This is a genomic window from Sphingomonas ginkgonis, from assembly GCF_003970925.1.
In the GTDB taxonomy this organism is placed as follows: domain Bacteria; phylum Pseudomonadota; class Alphaproteobacteria; order Sphingomonadales; family Sphingomonadaceae; genus Sphingomicrobium; species Sphingomicrobium ginkgonis.
Genome location: NZ_RWJF01000001.1, coordinates 1,277,550 through 1,290,470 on the forward strand (window position 1 = coordinate 1,277,550; position 12,921 = coordinate 1,290,470).

Sequence of the window (12,921 nt, forward strand, 5' to 3'; positions counted from 1 at the left end):
GTGACCCGCTCACACCGGTTGGAAGACAGGGGCGGAACGGCCGGACGGACGATTGTGGATCAGCGGGTCTGGCTGCCGGGGTACCGCTGGCTGTCCTTGGCCTGATCGCGATAGACGCGGGCGAGATAGAGGAAGTCCTCGCGTTCCGCGGTGGAGCCGGCCTGGCGCGCCGCCTGGCGGCAGGCAGTGGCCCGGCTTTCGAGGAAATTGGCGTCGCCCACCCGTTGCGCTCCGGACTGGTTTTCCACGCGAGCGGCGGACCATACCGGATTGTCGAGCAGGGCACAAATCCAAGATGGAGCAATGCCGGCGGCCGATTTCGCCGAGCCGAAACGGAAGGGGTTTGCAGCGCCATTCGCAACCCCTAGGGCAAGCGGCGAAACCCTGAGCGGTCCACCGCGTTACGGTTAGGCCAGATACTCCGGGGCGGTTCGAACTGTATCCGTAATGAACAAGATTCTTATTTGTCTTGAAAGCTTTAACTACGTAACGGACAGTCGTTGCGGACAATTTTTCTTGTGGCGTCTTGAACTCGGTCGCCATCAATCATGGGGGTTGCGATGACCGACGTTCCTATCCAGCGGCTGCGGAGCGGAGAGCCGAAGATCGCGCTGTCGGCTTCCGACGCGCGCGAGGCCGCGCGGCTGCTCGGACTGCTCACCGGACAGGAGGAAGCCGCGGGCCGCAAGACCGGCGTCGCGCCGGGCTCGCAGCGCGAGGTGGCGATCAGCCGCGCCCGCCGCGAGTTCAGCGAGCGCAAGCGCCGCGCCGAGTTCTTCTCGGCCGCGATGTTCGGCGAACCGGCGTGGGATATCCTGCTCGCGCTCTACGTCACCGAGGGCACGCACGGCCGCCATACCATGACCAGTATCCGCGACCTGGTCGGCGTCCCGCTGACCACCGCGCTGCGCTGGGCCGACTATCTGGAGCGCGAGCGGCTGATCGCCCGTTCGCAGCACCCGACCGACCGGCGCAGCATGATCATCGAGCTGACCGACAAGGGCCGGCAGACTCTCGACGGATATTTTTCCCAGTAATTCTACGTGTTTGACGTAGATCGCTAAGGGTTTACCATGCGCTGCGGAACGAGTGGGGTCGTTCTTCAGGGTGGGGAAATCCGATGCCGTTGTCGCAGTCGCAGGGGGCGTTCAGCCCGGTCTTGCCGGCAATGCTGATCGAACAGCTGGCGCTTGCCGCCGATCTTCTCGAGCGTGCGCAGCGCATCCTCGACGCGAGCGGCGCGTCGCCCGACATCGCCGCGCGGGTCGAGGAGGCGCTCGACCGTCTGCGGCAGGAAAGCGGCATCGGCCAGGGCCTGCGCCACTAACCTTTCGCCGCTTCTAGGCGGGCACGCCGTACAGGTCGTGCTCGTCGCTCTCCTCGACCAGCACGCGGGCGAAGTCTCCCGCCGCGAGGTGACCGGCGTCGCGCAGGTGGACCTCGCCGTCGATTTCCGGCGCATCGGCCTTGGAGCGGCCGGTCGCGCCGCCGGTCTCCGGGTCGACCGCGTCGACCAGCACCTCGATCGTCCGCCCGACCCGTGCCGCCAGCTTCTCGGCCGAGATCCGCGCCGTCAGCTCCATCACCCGCGCGTAGCGCTCTTCCTTGACCGCTTCGGGCACCGGGTTGGGCAGGCTGTTCGCCGATGCGCCCTCGACCGGCTCGAAGCGGAAGGCGCCGACGCGGTCCAGCCGCGCTTCCTCGAGCCATTCGAGCAGGTAGCGGAACTCCTCCTCGGTCTCGCCGGGGAAGCCGACCACGAAGGTCGAGCGGATGGCGATGTCCGGGCAGACCTCGCGCCAGCCGCGGATCCGCTGCAACACCCGGGCGTCGTTCGCCGGCCGCTTCATCGCGCGCAGCACCGCCGGGCTGGCATGCTGGAAGGGGATGTCGAGATAGGGCAGCACGAGCCCCTCGGCCATCAGCGGGATGACCTGGTCGACGTGCGGATAGGGGTAGACATAGTGGAGCCTGACCCACGGCTGCTCGCCCTGCGGGGTGCGCAGCTGCCCCAATTCGCGCGCGAGGTCGGTCATGTGCGGCCGCACTTCGCGCCCCTTCCATGACCGGGTCTCGCCACGAATGTCGATCCCGTAGGCGCTGGTGTCCTGGCTGATCACCAGAAGCTCCTTGGTCCCGGCCGCGAGCAGCTTTTCCGCCTCGCGCAGGATGGCGTCGGGGCGGCGGCTGGCGAGATCGCCGCGCAGCTGCGGGATGATGCAGAAGGCGCAGCGATGGTTGCACCCTTCCGAGATCTTCAGATAGCTGTAGTGGCGCGGCGTCAGCTTGAGCCCGGCGTCGGGGATGAGGTCGATGTAAGGCGACAGGCCCGGCGGCGCCGCCTCGTGGACCGCCTCCACCACCTGCTCATATTCATGCGCCCCGCTGATCGCCAGCACCTGCGGGAAGCGGGCGCGGATCACCTCCGCCTCCTTGCCCATGCAGCCGGTGACGATCACCCGCCCGTTCTCCGCGATCGCCTCGCCGATCGCCTCGAGGCTTTCCTCCTTGGCGCTGTCGAGGAAGCCGCAGGTGTTGACCAGCACGACGTCGGCGCCGGCATAGTCGGCGCTCATCTGGTAGCCGTCGGCGCGCAGCTGGGTGAGGATCCGCTCGCTGTCGACCAGGTTCTTGGGACAGCCGAGCGACACCATGCCGACACGCGGCGGGGAAGGGAGTGTGGTTGCCATGGGAAGCGGCGCCCTTAGCCGAGATTCGCGGCGAAATCGAGGCGGTTGCGCGGGCGCTGAGTCGCCCGCTAAGGCGCCCCCACGCGCGACGCCGCGCGAGAGGGATTGACCATGAAGATTGCGATGATCGGCACCGGCTATGTCGGGCTGGTGTCCGGGGCCTGCTTCGCCGATTTCGGCCACGACGTCTGCTGCGTCGACAGGGACGAGGCCAAGATCGCCGGGCTCGAGGCGGGCCGCATGCCGATCTGGGAGCCGGGGCTGGAGGACCTGGTCGAGAGCAATGTCCGGCGCGGCCGGCTGACCTTCACCACCGACCTCGCGCGCGGAGTCGACGGGGCGGACGCCGTGTTCATCGCGGTCGGCACCCCGGCGCGGCGCGGCGACGGGCATGCCGACCTCAGCTACGTCTTCGCCGCTGCGGCCGAGATCGCCGGGGCGCTGACCGGCCCGGCGGTGATCGTCACCAAGTCGACTGTCCCGGTCGGCACCGGCGACGCGATCGCGAAGATCCTGATCGACGAGGGCGCGCCCGAGGGGACGCTGGTCGCCTCCAATCCCGAGTTCCTGCGTGAGGGCGCGGCGATCGCCGACTTCAAGCATCCCGACCGGATCGTCGTCGGCGCCGAGGACCCGCGCGCCGAGGCGGTGCTGCGCGAGATCTACCGACCACTGTTCCTCAACAAGGCGCCGATTTTGTTCACCGGCCGCCGCACGGCCGAGCTGATCAAATATGCCGCCAACGCCTTCCTCGCGACCAAGATCAGCTTCATCAACGAGATCGCCGACTTGTGCGAGAAGGTGGGGGCCGACGTGCAGGAGGTCTCGCGCGGGATCGGGCTCGACAATCGCATCGGCCCCAAGTTCCTCCACGCCGGCCCCGGCTACGGCGGCAGCTGCTTCCCCAAGGACACGCTGGCGCTGCTCCGCACCGCCGAGGAGTCCGGCGTCCCGATGCGCATCGTCAACACGGTGGTGGAGGTCAACGACGCCCGCAAGTCGGGGATGGGCGACCGGGTGCGCGAGGCGGTCGGCGGCAGCCTTCAGGGCAAGAAGATCGCGGTGCTCGGGCTCACCTTCAAGCCGAACACCGACGACATGCGCGACGCGCCGAGCCTCGCCCTCATCGACACGCTGAAGAAGGGCGGGGCCGAGATCGCCGCCTTCGACCCGGTCGGGCGCGAGCAGGCCGAGCCGCTGCTCCCCGGTATCAGCTTCGCCGACGACAGCTATGCCGCCGCCGCCGGGGCCGACGCGCTGGTGATCGTCACCGAGTGGGACGAGTTCCGGGCGCTCGATCTGCGCCGCATCGCCGGCGCGATGCGCGGCACCGCGCTAGTCGACCTGCGCAACATCTACGGCGAGGACGAAGTGGTGCGCGCGGGCCTCTCCTACCGCGGAATCGGACGGGCGGTAACCAGCTAAGCCCTTGTCCCCACAAGCGGTCTGTTTCAAAGGCAGGTTGACCGCGGTGGTGGAGCGCGTTGGGCATGTCATTGAAGATCGTCGTCGTCGGCCTCGGTTATGTCGGCCTGCCGCTGGCGGTCGCGCTTGCCCGCCACTTCCCGACGATCGGGCTGGATATCGACCGCGGCCGGGTCGACGAACTGCGCGCCGGCCATGACCGCACCAACGAGGTCGACCCCGGCCGATTGCAGGCCTCCTCGCTGCAGATGACCGCCGAGGCTGCCGACGCTCGGGGCGCCGACGTCTACATCCTCACCGTGCCGACCCCGGTCGATGCCGCCAACCGCCCCGACCTCGGGCCGCTTCTCTCCGCCACCCGCACCGTCGCCGGGCTGATCGATCCCGCCGTCCGCGCCACGGTGGTGGTCGAGAGCACCGTCTATCCCGGGGTCACCGAGGACCGGGTCGGGCCGGAGCTCGAGCGCGTCTCGGGGCTTCGCCGCGGCGAACATTTCCGGCTCGGCTACAGCCCCGAGCGGATCAATCCGGGCGACCGCGAACATACGATCGAGGCGATCACCAAGGTCATCTCGGCCGAGGACTGCGAGACGCTCGACCAGCTCGCCACCGTCTATGGCGCGGTGACCGGGGGCAACATCTTCCGCGCCGCCTCAATCAAGGCGGCCGAGGGCGCCAAGGTGATCGAGAACGCCCAGCGCGACATCAACATCGCCTTCATGAACGAGATCGCGCAGATTTTCGGCAAGCTCGACCTGTCGGTCTGGGACGTGCTCGCAGCGGCGCGGACCAAGTGGAACTTCCTGCCGTTCGAGCCGGGGCTGGTCGGCGGCCACTGCATCGGGGTCGACCCTTATTACCTCAGCTACCGGGCGCAGGAGCTTGGCCACAAGCCGCAGGTCATCCTCGCCGGGCGCGACATCAACGACGGGATGGGCGCGTGGGTCGCCGACCGGCTCCACGAGCGGCAGGGCGGCCGCGCGGGGAGCGCGCTGGTGCTCGGCCTGACCTTCAAGGAAAATGTCCCCGATCTCCGCAACAGCCGGGTGGTCGACGTGATCCGCCGGCTCGCCTGGCTCGGCTATCGGGTCGAAGTCAGCGATCCGCTCGCCGACCTCGCCGAAGCGGAGCATGAATATGGGCTCGCCCTGAAGCCGCTCAACGGCACCCGCTATGACATGGTGGTGGGCGCGGTGGCCCACGAGGAATATCGGACGATCGGCGCCAATCGCCTGACCGAGCTGCTCAACGAAGGGGGGCTGGTCGCCGACCTCAAGGGCATGTGGCGGTCGCTCGAGCTGCCGGCCGAGATCCGCCGCTGGTCGCTGTAGGCGCGCGGGGGTTAATGGGGATGCTCCAGGTCGTCACCCGGCAGACCGTCAAGCGCCGCTCGATCGTCACCCGGCGACGCTTCCAGCTGTTCGGGGCGCTGCTGCTCGCCGCGCTGCTGCCGTTCCTGGTCCGCCAGCTGGTCCAGCCCGAGGCGGTGCTGCCCGATGTGCGGCCCGCGTTCAACGCGATGGCCGGCAACGCGATCGGCATCATCATCGGCTTCTGGATGCGGCTGTCGATCGAGCCCTACCCCGGCATCCGATCGAGCTATGTAATCTTCCCGACCGCGGCTGGCGCCCATGCCGTAGTGCTCGCCTTCTTCCTGCTGACCCGCATGCCCTACGACCGGACCGCGCTGCTGTTCGGCTTCATGCTCCACGTCGCCTGGTTCTACCTCGTCTACTATGCGGTGCAGCGGCGCGCCTCGCTGTCGATCGCGGTCATTCCCTACGGCAACGTCGCCCGGCTGGCGCCGATCACCAGCGTCGAGTGGGTCCGCCTGTCACGCCCCGATCTCGACGCCTGCGCCCTGTGCGACGCGATCGTCGCCGATTTTGCCGCCGACCTTCCCGACGAGTGGGAGCGGTTCCTCGCCGACGCGGCGCTCGACGGGCGGATCGTCTACCAGGTCAAGAACCTCGAGGAATCGCTGACCGGACGGGTCGAGATCGACCATCTGTCCGAGAACAGTTTCGGCTCGCTCGTTCCCGCGCGCGGCTACTTCTACCTGAAGACCCTGCTCGACTGGCTGCTCGCGGTGGCGGTGCTCCCGTTCGCGCTCCTGGTGATGATCCCCGCTGCGATCGCCATCAAGCTCGAGGGCGGCGGCCCGGCCCTGTTCCGGCAGAAGCGGATCGGCCACGCCGCGCGGCCGATCACCGTTATCAAGTTCCGGACCATGCGGATCGGCAGCGGCCCGCAGGACGCCCGGGCGGCGGCGATGACCGGGGACAAGGACCCGCGCGTGACCCGTGTCGGCGCCTTCCTGCGCAAGACCCGGATCGACGAGGTTCCGCAGATCTTCAACGTGCTGAAGGGCGAGATGAGCTGGATCGGCCCGCGCCCGGAGGCGGCGGTGCTGTCGCAATGGTATACCGGCGAGATCCCCTTCTACCGATACCGCCATGTGGTAAAACCGGGGATCAGCGGCTGGGCGCAGGTTAACCAGGGCCATGTCGCCGAAGTCGAGGAGGTTCACGAGAAACTCCAGTTCGACTTCTACTACATCAAGTATTTTTCGCCCTGGCTCGACGTGCTGATCCTGTTCAAGACGCTCAAGACCATGGCCAGCGGCTTCGGCGCGCGCTGAGCATCGGGCGCTAGGGCGTGCTTACCCCTGGTGCCGGTCGTTGCGCTCGGCTGACGGGCGAGGCGGAGCACGGTCTTCCTGCTCTGCCCGCCGCGCGACCATGAAGGCGATCGCGTCCCAGCTGTTATAGACCCCGACGAACAGCAGCCCCGCCGCGGCGAGGCCGATCAGCATCAGCCCGTCCTCGGCCGACCAGTTGAGCGCCACCGAGCCGCCAGTCAGCACGAGGTACAGCAGCGCAGGCGAGACGACATAGCTCACCCAGTCGACCAACTCCGGCCGGTAGCCCTGCTGGTGCGCCATCCGCCAGCCGACGACCGCGATGTAGACGAGCCCGAACCCGCCGGTCGCGACATAGGTCCACAGCGCGCCGCGGGTGCCCGGCCACGGCGCGGCGGTGACGAGGCTGAGCCACAGCGCCATCGAAAAATGGAAGACGTTGGGCGTCGAGAACGCGTTGCCGGCCTCCTCCGCGCCCTCGGGCGGCTTCTCGGCGACCAGCGTCATCACGACGAACTGCAGCCCGATCAGCGCCCCGGCCGCGGCGCCGAGGATGACGTAGAAATCGTGCCAGGGTTCGAGCGAAGGCATGGCAGCGTAACGAGCAGCCCGGCGCGGCGGGTTCCGGCCGGCTTGCGCGGCAGCGCCGGGCGGGGCAACGATCGTCCTCCCCGCGGGTTCGAACAAGCGCGGCGCGGCTAGGCGATGAAGGACGGACGATGACGGAACAGTCGGCGGTGAACGCCCACCATCATGCCGAGGAGCATTTCGTCACCCGCACCGGCTGGCTGCGCGCGGCGGTGCTCGGCGCCAACGACGGGCTGCTGTCCACCGCCAGCCTGATGGTCGGGGTCGCCGCAGCGGCGGCCGATGCGCAGCATGTCATCCTGACCGGCGTCGCCGGGATCGCCGCGGGCGCCATGTCGATGGCGGCCGGCGAATATGTCTCGGTCAGCAGCCAGGCCGACGCAGAGCGCGCCGATCTCGCCCGCGAACGGCACGCGCTCCACCATTTCCCCGAGCAGGAGAAGGCCGAGCTTGCCGGCATCTACCGCGAGCGGGGGCTGCACCCCGACCTCGCCGAGCAGGTTGCCGACGCGCTTCACGAGAATGACGCGCTCGCCGCCCACGCCCGCGACGAGCTCGGGCTGACCGACACCAACAGCGCCAACCCGGTGCAGGCGGCCGTCGCCTCGGCCGCCTCGTTCGTCGCCGGTGGGCTGCCGCCGCTGCTCGCCGCTGTCGTCGCGGGCGGGCAGCAGGTGCTCGCCGTCATCGCGGCGGTGACGCTCGTCATGCTGGCTCTGCTCGGCGCGGCCGGGGCCCGGCTCGGCGGGGCGCCCCTCGCCAAGGCAACGTTGCGGGTGCTGCTGTTCGGGACGCTGGCGATGCTGGTCACCGCGGCGGTCGGGCGGGCCTTCCACACCGTCGTCTGAGCGGTCGCTCAGGCCGGCTTCGCCCCCTGCCGCCCAGAGCGGCAGCGGTCCGAACAGTAACGGACCTCGTCCCAGTCGCGCGCCCACTTCTTGCGCCAGCTGAACGGGCGCCCACACGCGGCGCAGATCTTCTCGGGCAGGTCGCCCTTGCGGACCATCTTGGGCATGGCGCACCAAGCGCACCGCGGCGCCATCGGCTCCGTCAGGCGTCGATTGCGTCGTCCTCGACCGCCGCGGCACGGCTCTGGATGAAGGCGAAGCGGTGCTCGGGGTTCTTGCCCATCAGCCGCTCGACCAGATCCTTGACCGGCTGCCGGTCCTCGTACTGGCTGGGCAGCGTGATCCGGATCAGCGAGCGGCTCGCCGGATCCATGGTGGTTTCCTTGAGCTGGTTGGGGTTCATCTCGCCCAGCCCCTTGAACCGTCCCACCTCGACCTTCTTTCCCTTGAACTCGGTCCGCTCCAGCTCCGCCCGGTGCGCGTCGTCGCGTGCGTAGAGCGACTTGGAGCCCGAGGTCAGCCGGTAGAGCGGCGGCTGGGCCAGGAAGAGGTGCCCGCGCCGCACCATCTCCGGCATCTCCTGGAAGAAGAAGGTCATCAGCAGCGTCGCGATGTGGGCCCCGTCGACATCGGCGTCGGTCATGATGATGATCCGCTCGTAGCGCAGCGCAGCCTCGTCGAAGCGCTCGCGGACTCCGCAGCCGAGCGCGAGTTGGAGGTCGGCGATCTCGCTGTTGGCGCGGATCTTGTCCGAGGTCGCGCTGGCGACGTTCAGGATCTTGCCGCGGATCGGCAGGATCGCCTGGGTCTTGCGGTCCCGCGCCTGCTTGGCCGAGCCGCCCGCGCTGTCGCCCTCGACGATGAACAGCTCGGTCCCGGCGGGATCGTCGCTGGAACAGTCGGTGAGCTTGCCGGGAAGGCGGAGCTTACGCGCGGACGTGGCGGTCTTGCGCTTCACCTCACGCTCGGCACGCCGCTTCAGCCGCTCGTCCATCCGCTCGATGATCGAGCCGAGCAGCGCCCGGCCGCGGTCCATGTTGTCGGCGAGATAATGGTCGAAATGGTCGCGCACCGCGGCCTCGACGAAGCGCGCCGCCTCGAGGCTCGTCAGCCGGTCCTTGGTCTGGCTCTGGAAATGCGGGTTGCGGATGAACACGCTGAGCATCAGCTCGACGCCGTTCATCACGTCGTCGGGGGTGATGTCCTTGGCGCGCTTGTTGCCGACGAGCTCGCCGAACGAACGGACGCCTTTGGACAAAGCGGCGCGAAGCCCCGCCTCGTGGGTGCCGCCGTCGGACGTCGGGATGGTGTTGCAGTAATAGCTTTCCGACCCGTCCGAGAAGAGCGGCCAGGCGACCGCCCATTCGGCGCTGCCCTGCCCGTCGGGGAAATCCTGCCGCCCGGCGAAGGGCGCGTTGGTGACGCAGGGCCGCTCGCCCAGTTGCTCGGCGAGATGGTCGGCAAGCCCGCCCGGGAACTGGAACACCGCCGTCTCGGGGACGGCGGCAGAGGCGAGCGAAGGATCGCAGCGCCACCGGATCTCGACCCCGGCGAACAGGTAGGCCTTGGAGCGGGCGAGCTTGTAGAGGCGCTCGGGCGAGAACTGCAGTTCGCCGAAGATGTCGGGATCGGGGTGGAAGCTGGTCGTCGTGCCGCGCCGGTTGGGGGCGGCGCCGACCTTCTCGAGCGGCCCCTGCGCGACGCCGCGGGCAAAGCGCTGGCGGTAGAGCGTCTTGTCGCGCGCGACCTCGATCACCGTCTCGGTCGACAGGGCGTTAACGACGCTGACGCCGACGCCGTGGAGGCCGCCGGAGGTCGAATAGGCCTTCCCCTCGAACTTGCCGCCCGAATGGAGCGTGGTGAGGATCACCTCCAGCGCCGACTTGCCAGGATATTTGGGGTGCGGGTCGACCGGGATCCCGCGGCCGTTGTCGGTGACGGTCAGCCGATTGCCGGGCTCGAGGGTCACCTCGATGCGGGTCGCATGGCCGGCGACCGCCTCGTCCATCGAATTGTCGATGACTTCGGCGGCAAGGTGGTGGAGCGCGCGCTCGTCGGTCCCGCCGATGTACATGCCGGGTCGGCGGCGGACGGGCTCCAGCCCCTCGAGCACCTCGATCGAGGAGGCGTCGTAGCTGTCGGGCGTGGCAGACGGCGCGGCGGAACCGAAGAGGTCGGACATATGGCGAACGTATAGGGTGGCCGCGCGCTCGATGCCAAGCCGCACCAGCAGGCTTGAACCCCTGTGGCCCAATTACCACATCCACCTAGCCGGATGCTCAGCAGAGGTCCGGTGACGGGCTTCAGGGATGTCCGCCGTGACGTCCCGTCGTCCGCCTTGTTGCTCAACATCGGAGGACAAGACTGATGCGTACCGCTTTCGACTTCGCGCCGTTCCGGCGCTCCACCGTCGGCTTCGACCGGCTGTTCGACATGCTCGAGAACAGCGCCCAAGGCGGCAATGGCGAGAATTATCCGCCGTTCGACCTGATCAAGCTCGACGACAATCGCTACCGCATCGAGATCGCCGTGGCCGGCTTCAAGCGGGGCGAGATCGACATCACCAGCCACCAGAACCAGCTGATCGTCCGCGGCCAGAAGGCTGAGGACAATGGCGCCAACTATGTCCACCGCGGCATCGCCACTCGCTCGTTCGAGCGGCGCTTCGCGCTGGCGGACCATATCCAGGTGACCGGCGCCGACCTCCACGACGGCATGCTCAGCCTCGACCTCGTCCGCGAGATCCCCGAGGCAATGAAGCCGAGGAAGATCGAGATCGGCGGAGCCGCCGGCCAGCCGGCCCCGGCCCAGCCCCAGACGATCGACGCCAAGGCCGAGCAGCGCGAGCCCGAGCCCGCTTAAGCCGGTCCAAGAGCCAGGAAATGGAAGGCCCCGGGAGCGAGTGCTTCCGGGGCCTTTCTCATCAACCGCGCGGGGACCCGCTCAGGCGGTGACGAGCTCGCCGTTCATCCGGATCGGCCGCCCGAAATTATAATAGTTGGGCGAGGTCTTCATCACCGTGCGGTGGACCTCCTCAAGGTCCGTCGGCGAACCGTCGCTGGCGATCCGCACGCGATAGTCGACCTCGGCGTAGCCGGGCGGCACCTCGTCGCTGAGCCCGAGGAAGCCGCGCAGGTCGAGCTCGCCGCGGGTGGCGATCTCGATCGAGTCGACGTGGATTCCCTTCAGGGAGCAGCCGGCGACATAGCCGACGGTCATGCAGGCGTTCAGCGCCGCCATCAGCAGCTCCTGCGGGTTGGGCGCCGAATCGCCGCCGAGCAGCTCGCAGGGTTCGTCGGCGACGATCCGGTGGGACCGCTCGATCCGCTCGCCGGCAAGGGTGAAGCCGCTGACCTCGGTTTCGGTGCGGGTCTGCCCTTTCCAGCGGGTGACGACGTCGAAGCCGACCTTCGCCTTGCCGGGGTCCTTCTGGATGGCGTCGACCACCTCGCCGAGCGCGGCGAGGTCGAGGCCGTTGACGGTCTGGTTTCTGACGGTGTCGAGCATCGTTCTTCTCCTTGGGTGCGGTGGGTTCACACGAACATCGGCGCAGCGTCGGCGACGCGGCGGGCGAGGGCGGGCGAGAGGGACTCGATTGTCTCGACGAAGCGCGGATGGACCATGCCGGAGCCGAGATAGGTCCAGCGCGCGGCCTGGTGCTGCTGTTGCAGCAGCGCGTCGCGATCGGCGACCGGGCGGCCGGTGACCGCTTCGAGCGCGTCGAGGTTGAACCCGGCCTGGGTGGCGAGCCCGGCGTCGAGGAAGCCGCCGATCGCGAAGAACTCGTCAAGCGCCGCGTCGAGCTGCGCCTCGCTTCGTCCCTCCGCCAGTGCCTCGACGATCAGCGTGTCGATCTTGGCGTGCTGCGCCTCCTCCATCCAGTGGTGGCGAAGCAGGCTCTTGAACAGGGGGTCGATCCCGCCGTCGTCGCGAATCGCGCCGAGGTAATGACCCTGCGTCATCCACTCGATCATCAGGATGACGAGGGCGACGGCGAGCGGGTCGTGGCGCAGGACCTCGGCACCGATCGCGTCGGCCGGACCGATCATCTGCGGCCGCACGGGGAAGCCGCGGACGAAGGCGGCATGGAAGCGCTTGAACAGCTGGATGTGCTTGGCTTCCTCCGAAGCGAAGTTGATGATCGCCCGGACCCGCCAGTCGTCCCCGCTCAGCACCGGGCGGGCATGGTCGAAGAGGAAAGGCAGGATGAACTCCTCGACCAGTCCGAACATGCAGAGATATTCGTGCGCCGCGATCTGGTTGAGCAGCCGTCGTCCGGCCGGGTCGAGCATGGCGAGACCGGCCGTGCGGGCGAGGCTGTCGGGCAGCATGGGTCGGCTGAAGTCCAGTTCCTGGTCTTCGCGAAGAACATCGTCGATCGCCCAGGCGGCCTTCAGTGACGAAGCGAGGGTGCGCTCGTAGGTGAAGTCGTGGAACATGGCGGCAGCTCCTTTGTCTGGCGCGAGGTCAGACCATCAGCGGGGCGATACTGACCGCGGCGCTGCTGACCCCCGACAGGATCAGGAAGACCAGTGTGACAATGGCGCGGACACGAAGCTTGTAGTGAAGGTCGTTCATGGTTCTTCTCCCTGGATCTTGGAGGCGAGCCATAGTCGTCGCGGAAGAGCTTGCTTCCGGTCTGCTGCTGCTCGTCTCGGTGCTTTTGCTGCGGAGGCTTTACGCCCGCCGGGGATTTGCCAAAATGACCCGCTTGCCGGATAAGTTGACC

Annotated in this window: 14 protein-coding genes; 7 read left to right on the forward strand and 7 right to left on the reverse strand. The window is 68.3% G+C overall.

Annotated elements, in window-relative coordinates; genetic code table 11:
- Nucleotides 1-59: 59 nt before the first annotated feature.
- Nucleotides 60-248: a hypothetical protein gene (locus HMF7854_RS06145; RefSeq protein ID WP_126718289.1), complete on the reverse strand. Its 189-nt coding sequence runs from the start codon at nucleotides 246-248 to the stop codon at nucleotides 60-62.
- Between the two features lie 312 nt (nucleotides 249-560).
- Between HMF7854_RS06145 and HMF7854_RS06150 the strand changes: the two genes are divergently transcribed.
- On the forward strand, nucleotides 561-1,037 hold the full coding sequence (locus HMF7854_RS06150) for a MarR family transcriptional regulator (protein WP_185829182.1): 477 nt from the start codon (nucleotides 561-563) through the stop codon (nucleotides 1,035-1,037).
- 131 nt (nucleotides 1,038-1,168) lie between these two features.
- Nucleotides 1,169-1,327 carry a hypothetical protein gene (locus HMF7854_RS15715; RefSeq protein ID WP_185829183.1) on the forward strand — a complete coding sequence of 53 codons (159 nt, stop codon included), beginning with the start codon at nucleotides 1,169-1,171 and terminating at the stop codon, nucleotides 1,325-1,327.
- 13 nt (nucleotides 1,328-1,340) lie between these two features.
- On the opposite strand, the gene rimO is transcribed toward HMF7854_RS15715, so the two are convergent.
- Entirely contained in the window at nucleotides 1,341-2,690 is a 1,350-nt protein-coding gene (rimO, locus tag HMF7854_RS06155; RefSeq protein WP_126718291.1) for a 30S ribosomal protein S12 methylthiotransferase RimO, read from the reverse strand.
- A gap of 111 nt (nucleotides 2,691-2,801) precedes the next feature.
- Here rimO and HMF7854_RS06160 point away from each other — a divergent pair, with 111 nt between their 5' ends.
- The 3 genes from HMF7854_RS06160 to HMF7854_RS06170 all read left to right on the forward strand — a co-directional run bounded on the left by HMF7854_RS06160 (nucleotide 2,802) and on the right by HMF7854_RS06170 (nucleotide 6,756).
- On the forward strand, nucleotides 2,802-4,115 hold the full coding sequence (locus tag HMF7854_RS06160) for a UDP-glucose dehydrogenase family protein (RefSeq protein WP_126718292.1): 1,314 nt from the start codon (nucleotides 2,802-2,804) through the stop codon (nucleotides 4,113-4,115).
- A 65-nt stretch (nucleotides 4,116-4,180) separates the two neighbouring features.
- Entirely contained in the window at nucleotides 4,181-5,446 is a 1,266-nt protein-coding gene (locus tag HMF7854_RS06165) for a nucleotide sugar dehydrogenase (protein ID WP_126718293.1), read from the forward strand.
- A gap of 14 nt (nucleotides 5,447-5,460) precedes the next feature.
- On the forward strand, nucleotides 5,461-6,756 hold the full coding sequence (locus HMF7854_RS06170) for a sugar transferase (protein ID WP_126718294.1): 1,296 nt from the start codon (nucleotides 5,461-5,463) through the stop codon (nucleotides 6,754-6,756).
- 21 nt (nucleotides 6,757-6,777) lie between these two features.
- Here HMF7854_RS06170 and HMF7854_RS06175 read toward each other — a convergent pair whose 3' ends face one another.
- Nucleotides 6,778-7,347, reverse strand: coding sequence for a hypothetical protein (locus HMF7854_RS06175; RefSeq protein WP_126718295.1), 570 nt, complete (start codon nucleotides 7,345-7,347; stop codon nucleotides 6,778-6,780).
- A 128-nt stretch (nucleotides 7,348-7,475) separates the two neighbouring features.
- Here HMF7854_RS06175 and HMF7854_RS06180 point away from each other — a divergent pair, with 128 nt between their 5' ends.
- Nucleotides 7,476-8,192 (forward strand): VIT1/CCC1 transporter family protein, encoded by a 717-nt coding sequence (locus tag HMF7854_RS06180; RefSeq protein ID WP_126718296.1) that lies wholly within the window; start codon nucleotides 7,476-7,478, stop codon nucleotides 8,190-8,192.
- Between the two features lie 8 nt (nucleotides 8,193-8,200).
- On the opposite strand, the gene HMF7854_RS06185 is transcribed toward HMF7854_RS06180, so the two are convergent.
- Nucleotides 8,201-8,359, reverse strand: a complete 159-nt coding sequence (locus HMF7854_RS06185; RefSeq protein WP_126718297.1) for a DUF2256 domain-containing protein — start codon at nucleotides 8,357-8,359, stop codon at nucleotides 8,201-8,203.
- 35 nt (nucleotides 8,360-8,394) lie between these two features.
- Entirely contained in the window at nucleotides 8,395-10,374 is a 1,980-nt protein-coding gene (gene parE / locus HMF7854_RS06190) for a DNA topoisomerase IV subunit B (protein WP_126718298.1), read from the reverse strand.
- A 185-nt stretch (nucleotides 10,375-10,559) separates the two neighbouring features.
- Between parE and HMF7854_RS06195 the strand changes: the two genes are divergently transcribed.
- On the forward strand, nucleotides 10,560-11,054 hold the full coding sequence (locus HMF7854_RS06195) for an Hsp20 family protein (RefSeq protein ID WP_126718299.1): 495 nt from the start codon (nucleotides 10,560-10,562) through the stop codon (nucleotides 11,052-11,054).
- Nucleotides 11,055-11,135: 81 nt separating this feature from the next.
- On the opposite strand, the gene HMF7854_RS06200 is transcribed toward HMF7854_RS06195, so the two are convergent.
- Both HMF7854_RS06200 and HMF7854_RS06205 read right to left on the reverse strand, forming a co-directional pair.
- Entirely contained in the window at nucleotides 11,136-11,699 is a 564-nt protein-coding gene (locus HMF7854_RS06200) for an OsmC family protein (RefSeq protein WP_126718300.1), read from the reverse strand.
- A 26-nt stretch (nucleotides 11,700-11,725) separates the two neighbouring features.
- The gene (locus HMF7854_RS06205) at nucleotides 11,726-12,631 is read right to left on the reverse strand and encodes a diiron oxygenase (RefSeq protein WP_126718301.1); all 906 of its coding nucleotides are present in this window, start codon (nucleotides 12,629-12,631) and stop codon (nucleotides 11,726-11,728) included.
- Nucleotides 12,632-12,921 lie beyond the last annotated feature (290 nt).

What these genes read in the sequence shown, in the direction of transcription:
- HMF7854_RS15715 (WP_185829183.1), top strand. Translation starts at nt 1,169, where the DNA reads ATGCTGATCGAACAGCTGGCGCTTGCCGCCGATCTTCTCGAGCGTGCG.
- HMF7854_RS06160 (WP_126718292.1), top strand. Translation starts at nt 2,802, where the DNA reads ATGAAGATTGCGATGATCGGCACCGGCTATGTCGGGCTGGTGTCCGGG.
- HMF7854_RS06195 (WP_126718299.1), top strand. Translation starts at nt 10,560, where the DNA reads ATGCGTACCGCTTTCGACTTCGCGCCGTTCCGGCGCTCCACCGTCGGC.
- HMF7854_RS06170 (WP_126718294.1), top strand. Translation starts at nt 5,461, where the DNA reads ATGGGGATGCTCCAGGTCGTCACCCGGCAGACCGTCAAGCGCCGCTCG.
- HMF7854_RS06165 (WP_126718293.1), top strand. Translation starts at nt 4,181, where the DNA reads ATGTCATTGAAGATCGTCGTCGTCGGCCTCGGTTATGTCGGCCTGCCG.
- HMF7854_RS06180 (WP_126718296.1), top strand. Translation starts at nt 7,476, where the DNA reads ATGACGGAACAGTCGGCGGTGAACGCCCACCATCATGCCGAGGAGCAT.
- HMF7854_RS06150 (WP_185829182.1), top strand. Translation starts at nt 561, where the DNA reads ATGACCGACGTTCCTATCCAGCGGCTGCGGAGCGGAGAGCCGAAGATC.
- HMF7854_RS06175 (WP_126718295.1), bottom strand. Translation starts at nt 7,347, where the DNA reads ATGCCTTCGCTCGAACCCTGGCACGATTTCTACGTCATCCTCGGCGCC.
- HMF7854_RS06205 (WP_126718301.1), bottom strand. Translation starts at nt 12,631, where the DNA reads ATGTTCCACGACTTCACCTACGAGCGCACCCTCGCTTCGTCACTGAAG.
- HMF7854_RS06185 (WP_126718297.1), bottom strand. Translation starts at nt 8,359, where the DNA reads ATGCCCAAGATGGTCCGCAAGGGCGACCTGCCCGAGAAGATCTGCGCC.
- parE (WP_126718298.1), bottom strand. Translation starts at nt 10,374, where the DNA reads ATGTCCGACCTCTTCGGTTCCGCCGCGCCGTCTGCCACGCCCGACAGC.
- rimO (WP_126718291.1), bottom strand. Translation starts at nt 2,690, where the DNA reads ATGGCAACCACACTCCCTTCCCCGCCGCGTGTCGGCATGGTGTCGCTC.
- HMF7854_RS06200 (WP_126718300.1), bottom strand. Translation starts at nt 11,699, where the DNA reads ATGCTCGACACCGTCAGAAACCAGACCGTCAACGGCCTCGACCTCGCC.